We start from the raw sequence: 15,838 nt of genomic DNA, 5'->3' as shown, positions 1-15,838 counted from the left end.
GATGATCCAGCGCAATTCTGGTGAAACCTACAGGTCTTGTGATAACACCATCTTCTTCCCTAATTTACTGGTGGAACGTTTAGTCGGGAAATTATTGAGTCTTGCTATTTTTGGATTCAATTTCATGGATATGATTCACGGCTTTATGCCTAGGAATGCTTCGAGCATAACTTCTTTAACAATCAGGCAAATCAACCACTGTGTCGGTGATATTTGCTTTTGCAAACCCAATGGGGATTTTTATCCCGATTGGGGTAGGTAATCCTTTTAAACCAGGAGAAATACCATGCAAAAACTCGATACTGTATCTTTGAAAATTGAACATCTACTTGTTGAACTGGCTTGGTGCATCAATGATCTGCAAGGTTTTCGCCAGCAGTTATCTATAGATGATGCTAAGCAGGCTGATCTTAGTTTAAGTAAGTTGGAATCGCTGATTTCGTTTGTTAGAAATCATAAGAATCCAATTAGACTTGCAGCTGTTTAATTCATAACCCAATGCGGGAGCATGCTCCCGCTGGGGCTTGCTCTCTTTGTAACTTTAAGGAGAACAACCCCATGGATAAACCTCAAATTTATGTAGCCTGCTTGGCATCTTATAACAGCGGGAACTTACATGGTGAGTGGATAGACGCCAGTCAAAGTGAAAATGATATTATGGCAGACATCAGAGCTATGCTAGAAAATAGTCCTGTTGAGGGTGCGGAAGAGTTTGCGATACATGATTATGATGGCTTTGGTAGTCTTCGTCTTAGTGAGTATGAATCCATAGGAACCATCGTAGCTTATTCCGAGTTTATTGTTGAACACGGGGGGCTGGGACGGGCGCTTTTGGGTGAGTATGTACTTGAAGATGCAGAAACTATGATAAGTGATTATTATCATGGCGTCTATGATTCAGAAGTTGATTTTGCCTGGTATATTTTTGAAGAGTGCTATAGTAATGCGATACCGGATAGTTTGATGTGTTATTTTGATTGTGAGGCTTTTGCTCGTGATCTTTTTATTAGTGATTATTATTCGGTAGAAGTAAATGGAATGAGTCATATTTTTTCATGCTATTAAGCCCCTATTTTGGGGCTTTTCTATCGCTTTCAATTAAAATCGAAAGGAGTTGAAGTGCGGATGAGCCCAAAGGTAAGTAAGTCTAGTAAAGTGATTCATGGACTGATACTATGCCGCCGATCTGGATTTAATATGGATTTTGCGGAATGGATTTTTTTAAAAGTAGCAATTTAAGCTCATCATATTTGACCTCAACAAAAAAGTATTTAACCATTGTTTTTAGCTTATTTTTCACAACATCTGCACTAGCAGCCAGTGACATTGACCTTATTCAACCAACTGGCAAGTGGTACCAAGAAGCTACTTATGACACCGGAAGTGTAGATGGTTGTGGTTCAAATGCTTCTTCAACCAAATTTAAATATGAAAACCTAAGCACTTCATTTGAGGAAATAAAAAACAAGCTTTACAAACAAAATTATAATGGTGGAAAGTGTATTGAAACTATTGTCGATGCTATATGGAAAATTTCAGATGATTGGCCTATTCAATACTCTTTTGATACTTGGGAGATGTACATGGATAGATATCCTAATTCACCAAGACCAAAAGATGTAGAATATACTTGTACCTTTGCTGACGACTCGTATAATGATTACTATTTTAGTTTTACTCTTCAGCCACAATATCAATGTATAGATGGTACATGTAATAGTTATAGAAAGGCGTGTCCCGGAGATGTTTATGCCGGTGATTTGCTTCGGATGCCTCCTGGATTGTTTGGGCACGTAGGAATTATATGGACACGAGAATTTGAAGATTTGCCTGAAATCAGCAACATGGTTATTGAGGTTACGAATATTGAGCCAATAATTCATTTTGACAAAAGTCTTAGTCAGATAAAAGAGGAAAGAGATGTTTGGGGCGTTCGGTATGGATATGGTAAACTTAACCACGGTGAAATGGATGTATTGGATTCTGGGCAGATGGCTTATATTGCCGTCATTCAAAGTCAATATTGTCCTCAATATACCCTAAAGCCAATTTATCATGTTGGTGGGCCAGAAGAAGTAATTATTACAAACCCACTAACCAATGACACACGCGAAATTCTAACTAGCAATTGCGCGGTTTTTCGATGCGACACCTTTGTTAAATATTTATACAAGGATGTCTTGAATACAGATATTCCCCCCTATAATGAGACGCAAGCTCCTAAAGATTTGTTCAACGCTTTCCCTAATCAGCGTGGTGAGATACCTCCTGTTTTAGCAGAAACATATCTGACAGCCCACATACCGTTTAAATCGAACAGAGATAACGGTCGACGCTTGTGGGACTTATACAAGAAATACCCAAATCAATTGTCACAACAATTAAATTATTTGGATGAAATTGAGGACTTAAGTGATATTACTTATAGTGAGTTAATAGATGATATAAATAGTGAATCAAATAATGAGGTTAAAACAAAATTATTATTTTTAATAACCCAAAAAATAAAAACCAAAGAGGAGTTTGAGAAAAGTGACTGGGTGAATTTAAACAGTACACTCACTGTTCTTCTTACTGAAAATCATGATTCCAGAGTTATAGTGAATTCGCTGATGCTCAATAGGCTTATGTTAACTGATGATGACTTAATCGCTACAATCGATAAGCTGCTTTTAAGGCTCTCTAGTGAGTTTTCAAATCAAAATTTAATCATGATAAATAATACGATAAATCGTTTATTGTTTGAATTGCTATTAGATAATGAAGGTGAAAATTCCCGCAAAAGAATCATGATACTTTTGAAGAAAATGGATTTAAATAGTACTTTGCAGAGCTTCTCCATCTTGATTAATGATTATCCTGAAAAAGTAATTATTCCTGTAAAAAAATATTTATATAATTATATTTCCAAGGCAGGGATGGCGTTCTTTAAAGATAATAACTATGTGCAAAGTAGGATTAAGATCAAGTCATGGTCACATGCTCTAATACGGGTTAGTAATGGTAAAATATCTCCCATAGATGAGCTTTATAATGCTTTGGAGAAGATAAATAATTGCATGGTAGCTTCATTGATAATTCTTGAAAATAAGGAATACATATCAATGCAGCAAAAAAATAGATTTTTAGAGCTTTTGAAAAAAAATACTACGGACAAATCAGTGGTAAGCCCTAATCCCCAAGAGTTGCTCATAATTAAAGAAGCATTCGATTTTTTAGGGGATAAGTAGAACAATTATTCAAGATACCAAAGGTCCTTTTTAGGGCCTTTTCTGAAGGACCTTAAATTCAATTTGCTCTTTTTAATTTGTCTAATATTGTTTTAACAACAGGAGAATGAGAATTTTCAACACTCTCTGAAAAAGAGGATCATCGATTATCGATTTTACAGCTTTATACGATGATTTATTTAACTCCATTATTCCATGAATGGGGTCACAGATTATGTGAGGTTCCATTTTGTTTCCATACATTAGAACTTAATTACATTGTAGGTCACTATATTTATAAAGGGATTCTTTTATCATCTTTCTCTAAGACAAGATGATAACCACAAGCATGGGAAATTGTTAAAAAATTACTGAGTTTCATATCATCTTGCAAGCCTGATCGTATATTTTGGATGGCTGTGGGTGAAAGGCCGGACTCTTGAGCTAATTTTCTAACGCTTTTGTGGGCGCTTTCCATTAATTCCCTGATAGTTTCGGCTAATAAGAATTCAGTATATTCTTTATCGAATTGCTCTTTGAAATCGGGATCGAGCATTTCTCTTTCAAACGTTGATAATGATTTCTTACTCATAATAGTCACCTGTTTTAATTCTGTTTATGTAATCATCGCGTTTATCCACAGCGTTTTCTTTTTCTTTAAGGGGCAACTTTTGTTGTTTTTTCCTATAACCATTCGTAATGATAATTTTTTTTCCTTCATAAAAGAAACAAAGGAATCGATCAGGCTGTGGTTTAAAAGCATAAATTTTATCGCCTTCATTTCGAAACTTTGTTATGTCCTTGATAACTCCCGCATCTCCCATGCGCTTTAATAACTTTAACAGTTGGATTCTTTCGTCTTTATTTAATGAGTTATAGTAATCAAGTGCTTCACTTTGTTGCTTTGCATCGAAGTACCACTCAATTGTATATTCATTGCCTTCATAGGCAATATAATTAATTTCATTAGTCATTATAAGTGTATCACTATAGTTGTACGGTGTCAAAAAAAGTACAGTAATTTTTAGTTGGTTTATTTTATCTCAATATGCCTGAAGCTCAGGTATAAATTTTTCCAGGGATAAGTTATTGATGCCATGATCAGACTCGAAAATAAGTTCTTTAATGAAATCGCTCCATCTTTCTAATGCCTCTTTTCGCGGTGGAAGCATCTCATTTTTATTGTAAGTTGCCATTATTTTTGGCATTTTATGTCCTAGACATTTTTCAATTACTACTGGATCAATATTCAAGGCTTCTCCCATTTGTGTAGCAAAGGTTCGACGTAAATCATGGGGTGTCCATTGTGGGATATTAACCCTATCTTGGATGCGGATTACTGCTTTGGGTAATGCTTTGTCAGAAAGAACATTGATACCATCTGCGCCACTAATGACATATTCTCCCTCGCTGCAGTTATATAACTCTTTAAGTAGGGATATTACTAATTCAGTCAAGTGAACATGCATCACAATGCCAGTTTTCGTATTTTTTGCAGGTATGGTCCACATTGAATTTTGAAAATCAAATTCAGACCATTTAGCTATTCTTAATTCACCGAAACGTACACCAGTAAGCAATAATAGCTTTAAGGCGATTTTTATTTGTAGTGATATCGCATTTAAATCACTGTCCAGAAATTTCCATAAAATCTTAATTTCATCCAGAGTTAGAAAGCGATCTCTTGGTTTTTCTTGGCCACCTATATCTCTTGCGCGAATATTAGCTGCAGGATTGATCGCCAGTTCTCCACGACTTACCGCATAGTTGAACGCTTGTTTTATTGTGCTAAGTACTTTATTGGCATGGACGGGGGAGCCCCGTTTAACTATTTTGTCTAATTCTTTAGTGATATGTCTTGTTTGGATATTTTGCAGTTCTATATCACCTAAGGAAGGGATAATGTCTGAATTAATATGCTGTTTGATTTGCTGGGGTTGCTTTCGATGGCGTTCAATATAGTTAGTATACCAATTCAATACGAATTCTTTGACTGTGTATTTAGCTTGATCTTCTTCTTGCTTGGCCACCAGTTTTGGGTTTGTTCCAGTTCGACGGATGACACGTAGATCAATGAATTTCTTTTTTGCCTCTGCCAAACTCATTTCAGGATAATGCCCAATGATCATATAATCTTTTTTATCGTCAATTTTATAACGATAGATCCATGTTTTAGATCCCGTTGGATAAATGAATATACCAAAGCCACCGCCTTCATATTTTTCATCACGTTTTTCTTTAGGTTTGAGATTTTTAATGTAAGTGTCCGTGAACTTTGCCATATTTTCTCCCATGCATATAAGTGGCACTAATGGGTACTTTGGTGGGTACTTGATTTTGTTTTTGAATATTATCGAAAGTTACTAAATTATATCCATAATAGGCGTTAACCCTTTACCGATCAAGGGTTTTTTGTTATATTTGATAGTGAAAGTTATTACTTTAAATATTGATGGCAAGAGGATGGGGTGCTAGTGGTCGAAGGTTCAAATCCTTCCGTCCCGACCAATTAAACCCCTTTAAAATCAGTAAGTTGCACAATAAAATCAAAACGTTTTTATTCCTCCGGTAAATTTTAGGTACACTTCTAGGTACACTTTTTAAAATTCTCGTAGAACCGCAAAATAAAAAGTATAATTTCTTTCAATGGTTCATTGGTAACAAACCTGACCGATCTTAAGATTAAAGGCATTAGCCACATTACTTTTATTTGAAAAACAATGGGGGCTGACTCGATTGATTTGCTGTATTAAGAGCAGGGTATTTTTTAGAGGAATTAATGAATCAACTGTATATATTAACGGGGCCGCCAGGTAGTGGTAAAACCTCGATATTAACTGAATTATCAAAACGTGGATTCCCGATTATAGAGGAGCCTGCCAGAAGGGTTCTGGAACAACAAAGACTCATTGATGGAGAGGGGGTTTATGATAAAAATCCATTTTTGTTTAAGGAGCTGATGTTATCGAGGATGCTTTATGATTATGAAAACGCTCCTAAATATGATTTGGTGTTTTTTGACAGAGGACTACCTGATCTGATTGCCTATAGTAAATGTTTTAATTTGGGAATCGGGTCTGAGCTGCGAGCCAGCCGTACCCATCGATATAATCCAATAGTGTTCTTTGCTTCGGCTTGGGAACAAATTTATACCAATGATGCTGAGCGGCGACTTACGTTTGAGGCGACACAGGTATTTGAAAGTGATCTGAGGCAGGCGTATGCGGAATTGGAGTATCAATTAATAGATATACCTTCTTCAAATGTTGCTGTCAGGGTGAATTTTATCTTGAATTTTATTAAGGGGGCTTAGCCCAGAGGCAATTCGTTTGGTATGTGTGAAGATAGATCTTAAGTGATTCAACGGATAAAATCTATCTTCGGTGAGAAACCTTTCTGTACAGAATCCCAAACAAAGAACTATTAACTTATTTCCTGCACTCATAAACAAAAGCAGCATCATTTTCGTCAGATTGCGAAGATCTATCATGAGCCTTCACGATCTTAATATCTCTAAATCCAATGTCTTGAAGTATTTTTAATAAAATAGTGCGATCATCATAAAGCCGAACATTAAATTTTTCTATTTCAGTTTGAACAACTTTATCGTTTTCGAGCAGTTCGTATTTATCAATTGAATAGCAAACATTATCCTGTATGTTTGACAATCGGCTTATCAAAATTGAATTACCATCTGGCTTATTACAAACCATACCGCGCCAAATACCCAATTGGCTCATAGGTGCTGAAAGAGATGATTCTGCTTCAAATAACAAAATCCCATTTTCATGTAGGTTTTCATAGAAATTCTCAAGAGATTTTTTAATCTCTTCAAATTCTATGATATGGCCAAAAGAACCGCTGGGAATAAAGATGAGGTTATATTTATTTTTTCCGTCTAAGTGACCTACATAATCGTGCCATATCGTTGGCTTAAGATCTCTCGCTGCGGCTTTATCACGCAACGCTTTTAGCATATATTCGCTTGCATCAAAGCCATTAACGTCAAAACCCTCTTGTATCAATGGGAGCAAAAAGCGTCCAGAACCACACATTGGCTCTAAAATGTGCCTATCCGCTTCACAAACATAAGATCGATAAAATAAATAAGCATCCTTGGGAGGCTCTGGCCTAATTAAGTCATAGAACTGTGTGGACAAACTGAGATAACTTTCAAGTTTTTGTGAATTCACTATGACTTCCTTTTTAGATGCTCTACTTTGATGAGATTAAGTTTAACAAAATAAAGAGCTTAATGGATCCAAGAGATACACATTTACATAATGGCTGAGTAAGTATTATCAATTATCATTCGAGTAATTGTTGGCTCTTTCCCATTTAAGGGGGCAGCTTCAATCAACCGCAGAGCACCTTAACACGCACTCTATAATTTTCAAAATTCCTAAAGCCATAAGCAAGCGTAGCCTGTATTAGACGAAGTCGTAATACAGGATCTACTCCATCAAGCGATTCTCATTTCATATAAATTTGATATAATCATCATTGTCCAACTTAAGGAAATTTTTACATGGTACGATACCGTAGGGATTATTCACCCGGCGCCAGCTATTTTTTCACATTAATTCTATTAGACAGACAATCTAACTATCTCACAAAGTATATCAATCATTTAAGTAATGCTTTTCGAACGGTCAGAGCAAAAGCTAATTTTACAACTCATGCTATTGTTGTTTTGCCTGATCATATTCATTGTATATGGCAATTACCTTTCGATGACTCAGAGTATTCAAAACGAATACGATTGATTAAAACCTATTTTACTCAATCGTTATTAAAGTTAAATATTCCATTAAAGAAAAATAACAGGGGGAATGTCAATCTTTGGCAAAATCGATTTTGGGAACATCGAATTAGAGATGATGGAGATTTACAAACTCATGTAGATTATATCCATTATAATCCCGTCAAACATGGATATGTAAAAAGTCCGATTGAATGGCCTTATTCGACTATTCATCGTTTTATTAAAAACGGGGTGATTGATGATACATGGGGGGCATCAAACTGAAGAAAACCTGAGCACAAGATGATTTCACTCCAATAAGCGATGAATATGCTGTTTGAATTGATAAATAGCAGCAATTGCAGGTTGATGTTGTGAATAGCTCTCTCGTTTATTTAAACACTTTATAGCTAGATTGGCTTCATTAGTTCTTAATGCGGCGAATACGCCTTATAAAACTGTCTTTTTTACGGAGCTTTTTATTACCGCAATGAATACAACGGACGACACAACGATAACTCACCTCGATGTAAACCGGGTTCTTTTTTAATAGAGTATCCCGGTAAATTTAGGATACAATCTTTCTTGGGCATTTTAATCTTCCTTTCGACCGTCAAATCAAAGAGTTAGTCTAGACTAGCTTGATTAAAATGCCCCCTTTGTTGGGGTAGAATCGGATTGTGAATTTAAAAGGCAAATTATTTCTTTTATTTCCAAGTAGTCTTGTTTTATACCCGTCAAATCCAAACGATCCACGAAGTTTATAAAATGGGGCTTTTCATCTAGTTTGTTCTGATATTTTATTTTGGTTTCAGCAAACTCACGTAGAATAATCTCCATGGCTTCCTCACCATGATTCGTGATGAATTGTTGGAATTGTTTCGTGTGTATTAATATACTTTTTAAGTCTTTTAGAGACTGTTTTTCATCTTCCACTAACTGAGTTTTGGTAATGTCGTTATCAAGATATAATTCAGTCATGGCTCTGTAGTGTTCGCCGGTAGTCAAAATATATTTTAATAAGCTAACATTTTTATGATAGATAAAGACAGGGTGATGAGGAAGAAGTTGGTATACTACGTTGTCTTCTGGACTAAAAACTTTTGTTTTTGAACCAAATTTCTCTAATAAAAACATCTCGGCGTATTCAAATAGTGCTTGATGTTGATGATAGAAGTCATCCCATTTATTACTTAACTTTGTGAATAGAGCGCGATTTTGCTCCCTTTTCAAGACATCTGTCAGGGACTCTCCTGCCAGAACGCCTTTTAGAACAAGAAACCCTATGTAACACCTGTCAATTAATGTGTTGATAAAATTAGGAGTCGATTGTATATCTTGGGGAGAAAATAGCTCTGTAATAAATCCCGAGATGAATTGAACAATGTCGTGGTCGTGATTATCTCTGCACTTTATCAAGAGTGAAGTCACTAATCCAAAAAGGACTCTGTTAAAATAAAGTCTCTTAGTGGGATGGTAATGCACATAAGGCTCATTATCTCCCATATCGGGAAAATGGCTAATAAGATCAGGACTCCATTTGCGACGATCAAACCCTAAAAATTTAAACGCTTCTTGATAGCTTTCGGAGTCTAATACCTGTTCTATGCCTGATTCATTTATAGTGAGTTTCTTATCCTTCACAATTTTATCAAATAACTTTTGGTAGGGATGCCAAAATGGACCAGACATTAAAACATTCATTTTGCTGTATTCAAAATCAATCATTTGTCCTCTTTTGGAAAAATTACTGTTATTGTTATCCCAGTCGTTAAAAACAGAACGCATAATGAGTGTTCTACCCAACCCTTTGATAAGTCTATATTGATTCAACAACTCGGAAGATATTGAATAGTCTTTGCCCTTAAAGGAAAAGTTGAGAGTTTTATCTAGTACCGGCGTCGGATATTGGATATCCAGTTGCTCAAAAATGGGAATAGACAGTTCGGTATTGTCTCCTGTTGTATTCTGCTCAATCCAACTAGTTAGTAATGGTTTTAATTTTTTAGGACATAGGGGATTATTAAGCCAGTTTTGCATCATTTGAGTATCTGCCCTGTCCAAAGAGGTCAATATATTTTTATAGAATTCTACTTGATAATGTGCAGTCGTCTGGGAAAAGAAATTTTTTATTCGTTGGCTAAAATGTAGGTTTTTTAAAAATTCCTCAAGCTTATCAATTTTTTGGGTCAGCAATTTATTGATTCTCGCCATCATAAACCCATTAAAAAAAGGTTGGCACTTCATTACTAAATCTTCTTCTCTTAGCGGATCCTCAAAATTTGATTTAAAATCAATAGCTTTTGAAGCCACACCATGCATCTGTTCGTCAGGCGGAGGTAGTGGCAAGGAACAATGTTCAATTAAATGACTGAAAAGCTGTAGCGGATCCGTGGGCATATCATCCAGCATAGAAATTATGCTTTCAAACCATTCATCAAAAGGGTCCATGCTCCCTTCATAAGCTTTATAACTAGGTACGTATTTTTCGGTTACAATGAATCGATGTATGGCGGCACAATAGGATTCAAATTGAGCCCGCTCAATTGTTTTCACTTTAAAATAATATCTTTTTTCCTTATCGTGATTTTTTACAAAAACTCCTTTGAAAAAGGTTAAATCACTTCGTGGTTTAGTCAAAGGAGCCGAAGTCTTTGAAACCAAGTTTTTTGAACGTTTAAATTTCTTGGAGTTATCCAAATTGTCATGCTTCCTTTTCATTATTCTTCTTCCTTGTATACTTTAAAGACAAGCCCCCAATAGAACAGAGTAGGGTGATCAGAATCGTAAGCGTTCATGACCCACGCCCAAGATCAAAAATACAGGCCCAATTCGGTATGTAACACGCAATAAGTATGCTGAACTTTATAATCAAATGAAAGATGAAATGGAACAACAATATTTTCAATATCTTAAAGAAAAATTGTAGGAACAAATGTGGAAATTAGAGGGAGGAACACACCATCTAATAAGTGGAAATATTGAAGTTTCAGTAACTAATTTGGCTCACAATCGAGTCTGCCCCCATTGATCGCTGCTGCGGCTTAATCCTTAAAAGTACCTAAAATCCCATTGTAAAAAAATTTGTTCTTAACCGAAATCTCCCCTGAGAATGGGAAGTCAAAGCTTAAGGCAATGGCTAAATTAAATCCAAGTACCATTGCAAAAATGATAATGGGTATGAGATCGCTAATCTTCGAATTGCCGCGCATTAAACCTAATGTTAGTGTCAACATAATCGATCCAATAATTAGAGCGGCGCTTATTTGTCCTGGGATGACGGCATCTAATTGATTAATTCGATCTCGTCGAAATTTTCGAATGGCATTAAGATTGATTAGTGCTTGTGAATAATACAATTGTTCCATTTTAGTGACCGGCGTAAAGGATTGCATGGCGTCATATAATTCTTTTATAGCTTGGACAGTATATGGACTTTCTTTGCCATGTTGCATGCTCTCCCACTCATTAGTCCTTACAGTCACTGTATAATTACGGATGGCCTGTGTGAGTTTCATTTGAGGGCTCTCAGGAAACACTTTAATATTGCTCATCATGATTGCTAGCGAATTAGCTTCTTGCGCGGCATTATCTTGCGCTTTTAGCAAGTAATTCCAGGTAGTGATAATAATAAAAGCCAATAAGACAGAGAATCCTCCACTTAGGATTGCAATCACTGAATTGGAGCGAGCAATATACTCTTTCTCGTTAGGCACCGAAAAAAAACGAGAAGAAATAAAGGCTGCACCGCAGGTGGTCAATATGAGTACACTAATACAGGTAAACTCCATCCACCAAAATGGAATATGATCAATGAATTCTCGAAGCATCCTACACCTAAGTCCGATAAATGTTATAAAGTAAGTAATTAAAACTTTATTATCCAATTATCATACTATATCAATTTTTAATGAGATCATATTCTTTAAATCTGAACTTATTGAACATTTACCTGATGGTGATTTGATAAAGGAATGTGATGGACGTGCGACCCAACAATAGCACACTCACCCTATGGGAATGTTCAGGGAGTATCACTATTCTCTCTATTTCAAAAAGATATTAATTGAGATAAATACATTTTTAGACATAATCCTATAACTCATGTTAAGACGCCACCAGTAGTTGGCTCTTGTAGCAAAACCAAATCACAGTTCTCATATACGAAATCAAATGTATCGACCTGCATATATCTGCGCGTTACATGAGTTCATCCATGTAAAAGAAACACCTTCATGATTTGCACCATCGGCAGATACTCCTGCTATTCCTATACTCCTTAACATGTGCAGTTATTTTAAAATTGGGTTAAATTACAGAAACGGGCAAATGCGAACTAGCTATAAAATCACACCATAGTTGTTAAAATTAGGCTGCGTGGTACTTGTCTGTAATTTAAGCGAGGGGATCTTTCAAACATTGAATGAAACATAGCAAAGAATCATGTGGTTTATGATATTTAAAAATAACCCAATTAATTGTTATGGTTCATGTATAAAATGAATAGCCTCGCTATCAAGTGGTATGGAAAGAACAAGAGAGAAAATAGAGTCAACGCCCATTCATAGAAGCGGGAGGCTCATAGTGATTGTCAAGAATGAGTTAGGAGTCTAGAAAGTGAGGGAAACGCATTTACGCAGTTTGATGAAGGCCTTTAGTTGGCGTTTGAGCGGTAGCTTGGTGACTATGTTTATTGTTTATATCATCACCGGTAAAATTAACTTTGCTTTATACATAGGATTTTTCGAGTTTATTTTCAAAATAGTGTTCTTTTATTTGCATGAAAGGATTTGGGGATTAATTCATTTCGGTACACAAGACTATAAATCTAAAAATCTTAATTGAAATTGAAGCGAACTTTCGTTTAATGAATGTCAAAAATGTAGGACTCATTAGCGTTTATTGTTACTGCATATTATTGCTCTAACAGCATCAAACCTTATACATAGTGCCTATACCGAAGCACGAGCAAAAAATGTTGGAAGCATTGTTGATTGTTTTTCCAACGTGCTAAACATGTTGTTATTCGCCAGAGAAAACTATGAAGCCAGTTATCTAGAAAAAACAACCAATAGGGCTCTTGAGAATGATAAATCCATGCCATTTAAAAATATGCTTAATGCGGCACTACTTGGTGGGTTTGCGTGGGTTTTACAAGGTTCATCGATACTTTTACTGCTTTTTCTCGGCAACAAAGAGGCGATTTCTGTTGGATATTTTGCATTTATCTTTATATTAGCAATTACCGTGATTGATCAGATATGATTTCTTACTGAGAGCTTATTAGTTGTGGGTGAACAGGCGGAGTTATGTCAACAAGCTATAGATACAATTTTTACCGAGCATTACCAAACAGCAACTCCATCAGCCCCCTCCCTTAATATTACTAATGGAGGAATTATCATTGACCAAGTTAGTTTTGGATTTAAATCAGATAATATTGTTATTAAAGACTTAAACGTCCATATATCAGGGGGCTCTAAGGTCGATTTGGTAGGATATAGTGGAGCCGGAAAGAGTACTGTTATTGTGATTGCCCATAGACTATCAACGATTTTATCTATGGATAATATTCTAGTTATGGATAACGGCAAAATTATTGAAACGGGAAATCATAAACAATTAATCGATGAGGGGGGCTTTTATAAAACATTATGGGACGCTCAAAGCGGACATAGTTTTATTTAACTGCCTACTTGCAAAAAAGGATGAGTCCATATACGTAGGTGGTGGGGAGCAATGGTCAACACGCCCTAGAGCCATACAAATAAAAATCTAAATCATTTAGAAAACTCTGGTAAATCAATTTTAATTCGAGAACCTAAAGCCAGTCTTAAGGCATTAGCAATCGCAAGAATGTCAATTAACTCTTGAATTATTGCACCAGTAACTGGATTGATAAATCCTCCTGCTGCAAACCCCATCCCAATGATACTAAGCAACATACCTCCAATGGCGCTTTGTGAGGCAATTTTTCGAGTATTTAAGCTAAGATGGATTAATTCATCAACCTTGCTTAATGTGTTTTCCATAATAACGGCCCCCGCCGCTTCAGCTGTTACATTACTGTATTGACCAAAGGCAATGCCAACTGTTGCTGCTGTCAATGCAGGGGCATCATTAATACCGTCACCCATAAAAACAGTTGGCGCCTTTTTTGTTTCCTCTCGAACTATAGCCAGTTTTTGTTCTGGACTTTGCGATGCACGAATTTCTTTTATATTTAACAAATTAGCTAAATAGGCAACTTCTGACTCACGGTCTCCCGAAACCAGCATTATTTTTTTAAATTGATGTGAGGGGGCTAAATGGCCTAAAAATGATTTACTTTCAATGCGTGGAGCATCATGAAAATGTAACGAAGCAGCATATTGATTATCAAACAAGACAATGCATTCTAGCCCTGGTGCTATGGGTGGTAATAAAGCAATACTTTTAGGAGCTACTTCTAAAAATTTTTTTCGGCTTGTAATTAGAATTTTATGTTTACCAATAATTCCATGCAACCCTTGTCCGGGTTTTTCAGATATATTTGATGATTCAAGAAGCGTTATATTTTCTTTTTGAGCAGCATTTAAAACAGCACTTGAAAGAGGATGTTTTGAATATCGTTCTAGGCTTGCCACATATTGTAAAACCATTTCTCTCGTATAATTTGGGGCCACGTTAATTTCTGTTAAAGCAGGCTTACCGTAGGTAAGTGTGCCTGTCTTGTCAAAAATGGCGGTTTTGCAGGTCGGTAATTGTTCAAGAACCGTCGGATCTTTGATAACGATAGCTTGTCTTGCAGCTCTTGAAATAGCACTAATAATAGTAATAGGAATGGCTATTAATAAAGGGCATGGTGTTGCTATTACTAGAACAGAAAGAAAACGTATTGTATCTCCTGTGAAATACCAAGCCGCGATTGCAAAAACAAGAGCTATAGGCGCAAAAACTGCTCCAATTTGATCCCCTAGTCTTCTGATCGAGGGACGTTTTTGTTCTGCTTCCTCTAATACTTTTACAATTGCAGAATAGCGTGAATCTGATGTAAGTTTGGTTGTTTTTATAATTAATAAAGATTCTCCATTAATAGCGCCTGATAAGACGAATGTCCCTGGTGTTTTGGAGATCTGATAGGGCTCTCCTGTCAAATAGGATTCATCCATAGATCCATGTCCTTCAATAACAATACCATCAGCAGGACAAGCTTCATGTGGATAAATAACAATTAAATCATCTATCTTAATGTCTAATAATGGAATATCTTCAATGTGACCGTTTATTTTTCGGTGAGCCATTGACGGTATTCGCGCTGCAAGAGAGCGCAAAACAAAAGATGCTTTCCGCATAGCGTAATATTCTAAGGTTTGCCCACTGGCAATCATAAGAATGATTAATGTTGCGGCTAGATATTGCTGTAAAATAACACCTGTTACTAATGCGATCGCCGCCAATGAATCAGCCCCTAAATTTCCTTTAAATAATTTAAATAATATTTGTAGAAATACAGGGATGCCGCCGATTACTATAACAAACAGTAAGGGAATATTCGGCGTTGGAATAGAGAAAGCAAGCATTACAAGATATATGCCAATTGCAATTAATGCTAATAGTGCAATATATAATTGCCACTTTGACTTTAATGAGATTAAAGATATGATCATAGAATATCACTAATTTAATGTTATTAGTTTCATCGTAGATGCTTGGGGTTTTTTGTCAAACTTATTGAGTTACATTCAATGCAATAGATTATGAACTATTCAACTGTATTTTGTTAAATATAAAGCTCTTTGATAAAAATTAACTTGGACCTTTTAATTTTTGTTCACTTATTTGCCTACCTATTATTTCTTACATTCAAGCCGTGCATTACACCTTATTAAGGGATTATATCCCT

General features: G+C 35.9%; 15 protein-coding genes and 1 pseudogene. 8 read left to right on the top strand and 8 right to left on the bottom strand.

Annotated features, from left to right (window positions below; translation table 11 throughout):
- Positions 1-286 precede the first annotated feature (286 nt).
- The 3 genes from LFA_RS10930 to LFA_RS10920 all read left to right on the top strand — a co-directional run bounded on the left by LFA_RS10930 (position 287) and on the right by LFA_RS10920 (position 3,230).
- Positions 287-487, top strand: a complete 201-nt coding sequence (locus LFA_RS10930) for a hypothetical protein (RefSeq protein ID WP_045096221.1) — start codon at positions 287-289, stop codon at positions 485-487.
- A 71-nt stretch (positions 488-558) separates the two neighbouring features.
- Positions 559-1,065, top strand: a complete 507-nt coding sequence (locus LFA_RS10925; RefSeq protein ID WP_045096220.1) for an antirestriction protein ArdA — start codon at positions 559-561, stop codon at positions 1,063-1,065.
- Positions 1,066-1,211: 146 nt separating this feature from the next.
- Positions 1,212-3,230 (top strand): hypothetical protein, encoded by a 2,019-nt coding sequence (locus LFA_RS10920; protein ID WP_045096219.1) that lies wholly within the window; start codon positions 1,212-1,214, stop codon positions 3,228-3,230.
- Positions 3,231-3,504: 274 nt separating this feature from the next.
- Here LFA_RS10920 and LFA_RS10915 read toward each other — a convergent pair whose 3' ends face one another.
- From LFA_RS10915 to LFA_RS10905, 3 genes are all read right to left on the bottom strand, one after another.
- Entirely contained in the window at positions 3,505-3,801 is a 297-nt protein-coding gene (locus LFA_RS10915) for a helix-turn-helix domain-containing protein (RefSeq protein ID WP_045096218.1), read from the bottom strand.
- Positions 3,794-4,183, bottom strand: a complete 390-nt coding sequence (locus LFA_RS10910) for a type II toxin-antitoxin system RelE/ParE family toxin (protein WP_045096217.1) — start codon at positions 4,181-4,183, stop codon at positions 3,794-3,796. Before LFA_RS10910 ends, LFA_RS10915 begins: the two co-directional genes overlap by 8 nt.
- Before the next feature lie 69 nt (positions 4,184-4,252).
- Positions 4,253-5,491, bottom strand: a complete 1,239-nt coding sequence (locus tag LFA_RS10905; protein WP_045096216.1) for a tyrosine-type recombinase/integrase — start codon at positions 5,489-5,491, stop codon at positions 4,253-4,255.
- A gap of 497 nt (positions 5,492-5,988) precedes the next feature.
- Here LFA_RS10905 and LFA_RS10900 point away from each other — a divergent pair, with 497 nt between their 5' ends.
- Positions 5,989-6,522 carry an AAA family ATPase gene (locus LFA_RS10900; RefSeq protein WP_045096215.1) on the top strand — a complete coding sequence of 178 codons (534 nt, stop codon included), beginning with the start codon at positions 5,989-5,991 and terminating at the stop codon, positions 6,520-6,522.
- 115 nt (positions 6,523-6,637) lie between these two features.
- On the opposite strand, the gene LFA_RS10895 is transcribed toward LFA_RS10900, so the two are convergent.
- Entirely contained in the window at positions 6,638-7,402 is a 765-nt protein-coding gene (locus LFA_RS10895; protein ID WP_045096214.1) for a class I SAM-dependent methyltransferase, read from the bottom strand.
- A 335-nt stretch (positions 7,403-7,737) separates the two neighbouring features.
- Here LFA_RS10895 and LFA_RS10890 point away from each other — a divergent pair, with 335 nt between their 5' ends.
- Positions 7,738-8,238: an REP-associated tyrosine transposase gene (locus tag LFA_RS10890; RefSeq protein ID WP_045096213.1), complete on the top strand. Its 501-nt coding sequence runs from the start codon at positions 7,738-7,740 to the stop codon at positions 8,236-8,238.
- Positions 8,239-8,392: 154 nt separating this feature from the next.
- Here the strand turns inward: LFA_RS10890 and LFA_RS19865 are convergent.
- The 3 genes and pseudogenes from LFA_RS19865 to LFA_RS10880 all read right to left on the bottom strand — a co-directional run.
- Positions 8,393-8,546, bottom strand: a pseudogene (locus LFA_RS19865) (ISL3 family transposase); the annotation flags it as partial.
- Between the two features lie 52 nt (positions 8,547-8,598).
- Positions 8,599-10,674, bottom strand: a complete 2,076-nt coding sequence (locus LFA_RS10885) for a hypothetical protein (protein ID WP_045096212.1) — start codon at positions 10,672-10,674, stop codon at positions 8,599-8,601.
- A gap of 323 nt (positions 10,675-10,997) precedes the next feature.
- Complete coding sequence (locus LFA_RS10880; protein ID WP_045096211.1) at positions 10,998-11,783, bottom strand: bestrophin-like domain; 786 nt, start codon at positions 11,781-11,783, stop codon at positions 10,998-11,000.
- A gap of 787 nt (positions 11,784-12,570) precedes the next feature.
- Between LFA_RS10880 and LFA_RS10875 the strand changes: the two genes are divergently transcribed.
- The 3 genes from LFA_RS10875 (at position 12,571) to LFA_RS20345 (ending at position 13,641) form a co-directional block, all read left to right on the top strand.
- Entirely contained in the window at positions 12,571-12,798 is a 228-nt protein-coding gene (locus LFA_RS10875; RefSeq protein ID WP_197541185.1) for a DUF2061 domain-containing protein, read from the top strand.
- A 171-nt stretch (positions 12,799-12,969) separates the two neighbouring features.
- Entirely contained in the window at positions 12,970-13,218 is a 249-nt protein-coding gene (locus LFA_RS20350) for a hypothetical protein (protein WP_231865836.1), read from the top strand.
- Between the two features lie 24 nt (positions 13,219-13,242).
- Positions 13,243-13,641 carry an ATP-binding cassette domain-containing protein gene (locus LFA_RS20345; protein ID WP_045096209.1) on the top strand — a complete coding sequence of 133 codons (399 nt, stop codon included), beginning with the start codon at positions 13,243-13,245 and terminating at the stop codon, positions 13,639-13,641.
- Positions 13,642-13,733: 92 nt separating this feature from the next.
- On the opposite strand, the gene LFA_RS10860 is transcribed toward LFA_RS20345, so the two are convergent.
- Positions 13,734-15,602, bottom strand: a complete 1,869-nt coding sequence (locus LFA_RS10860) for a heavy metal translocating P-type ATPase (RefSeq protein WP_045096208.1) — start codon at positions 15,600-15,602, stop codon at positions 13,734-13,736.
- Positions 15,603-15,838 lie beyond the last annotated feature (236 nt).

Origin of the sequence: Legionella fallonii LLAP-10 (assembly GCF_000953135.1) — a bacterium.
GTDB classification, from domain to species: Bacteria; Pseudomonadota; Gammaproteobacteria; order Legionellales; family Legionellaceae; genus Legionella; species Legionella fallonii.
This window is presented reverse-complemented; position numbering and strand designations above follow the sequence as displayed.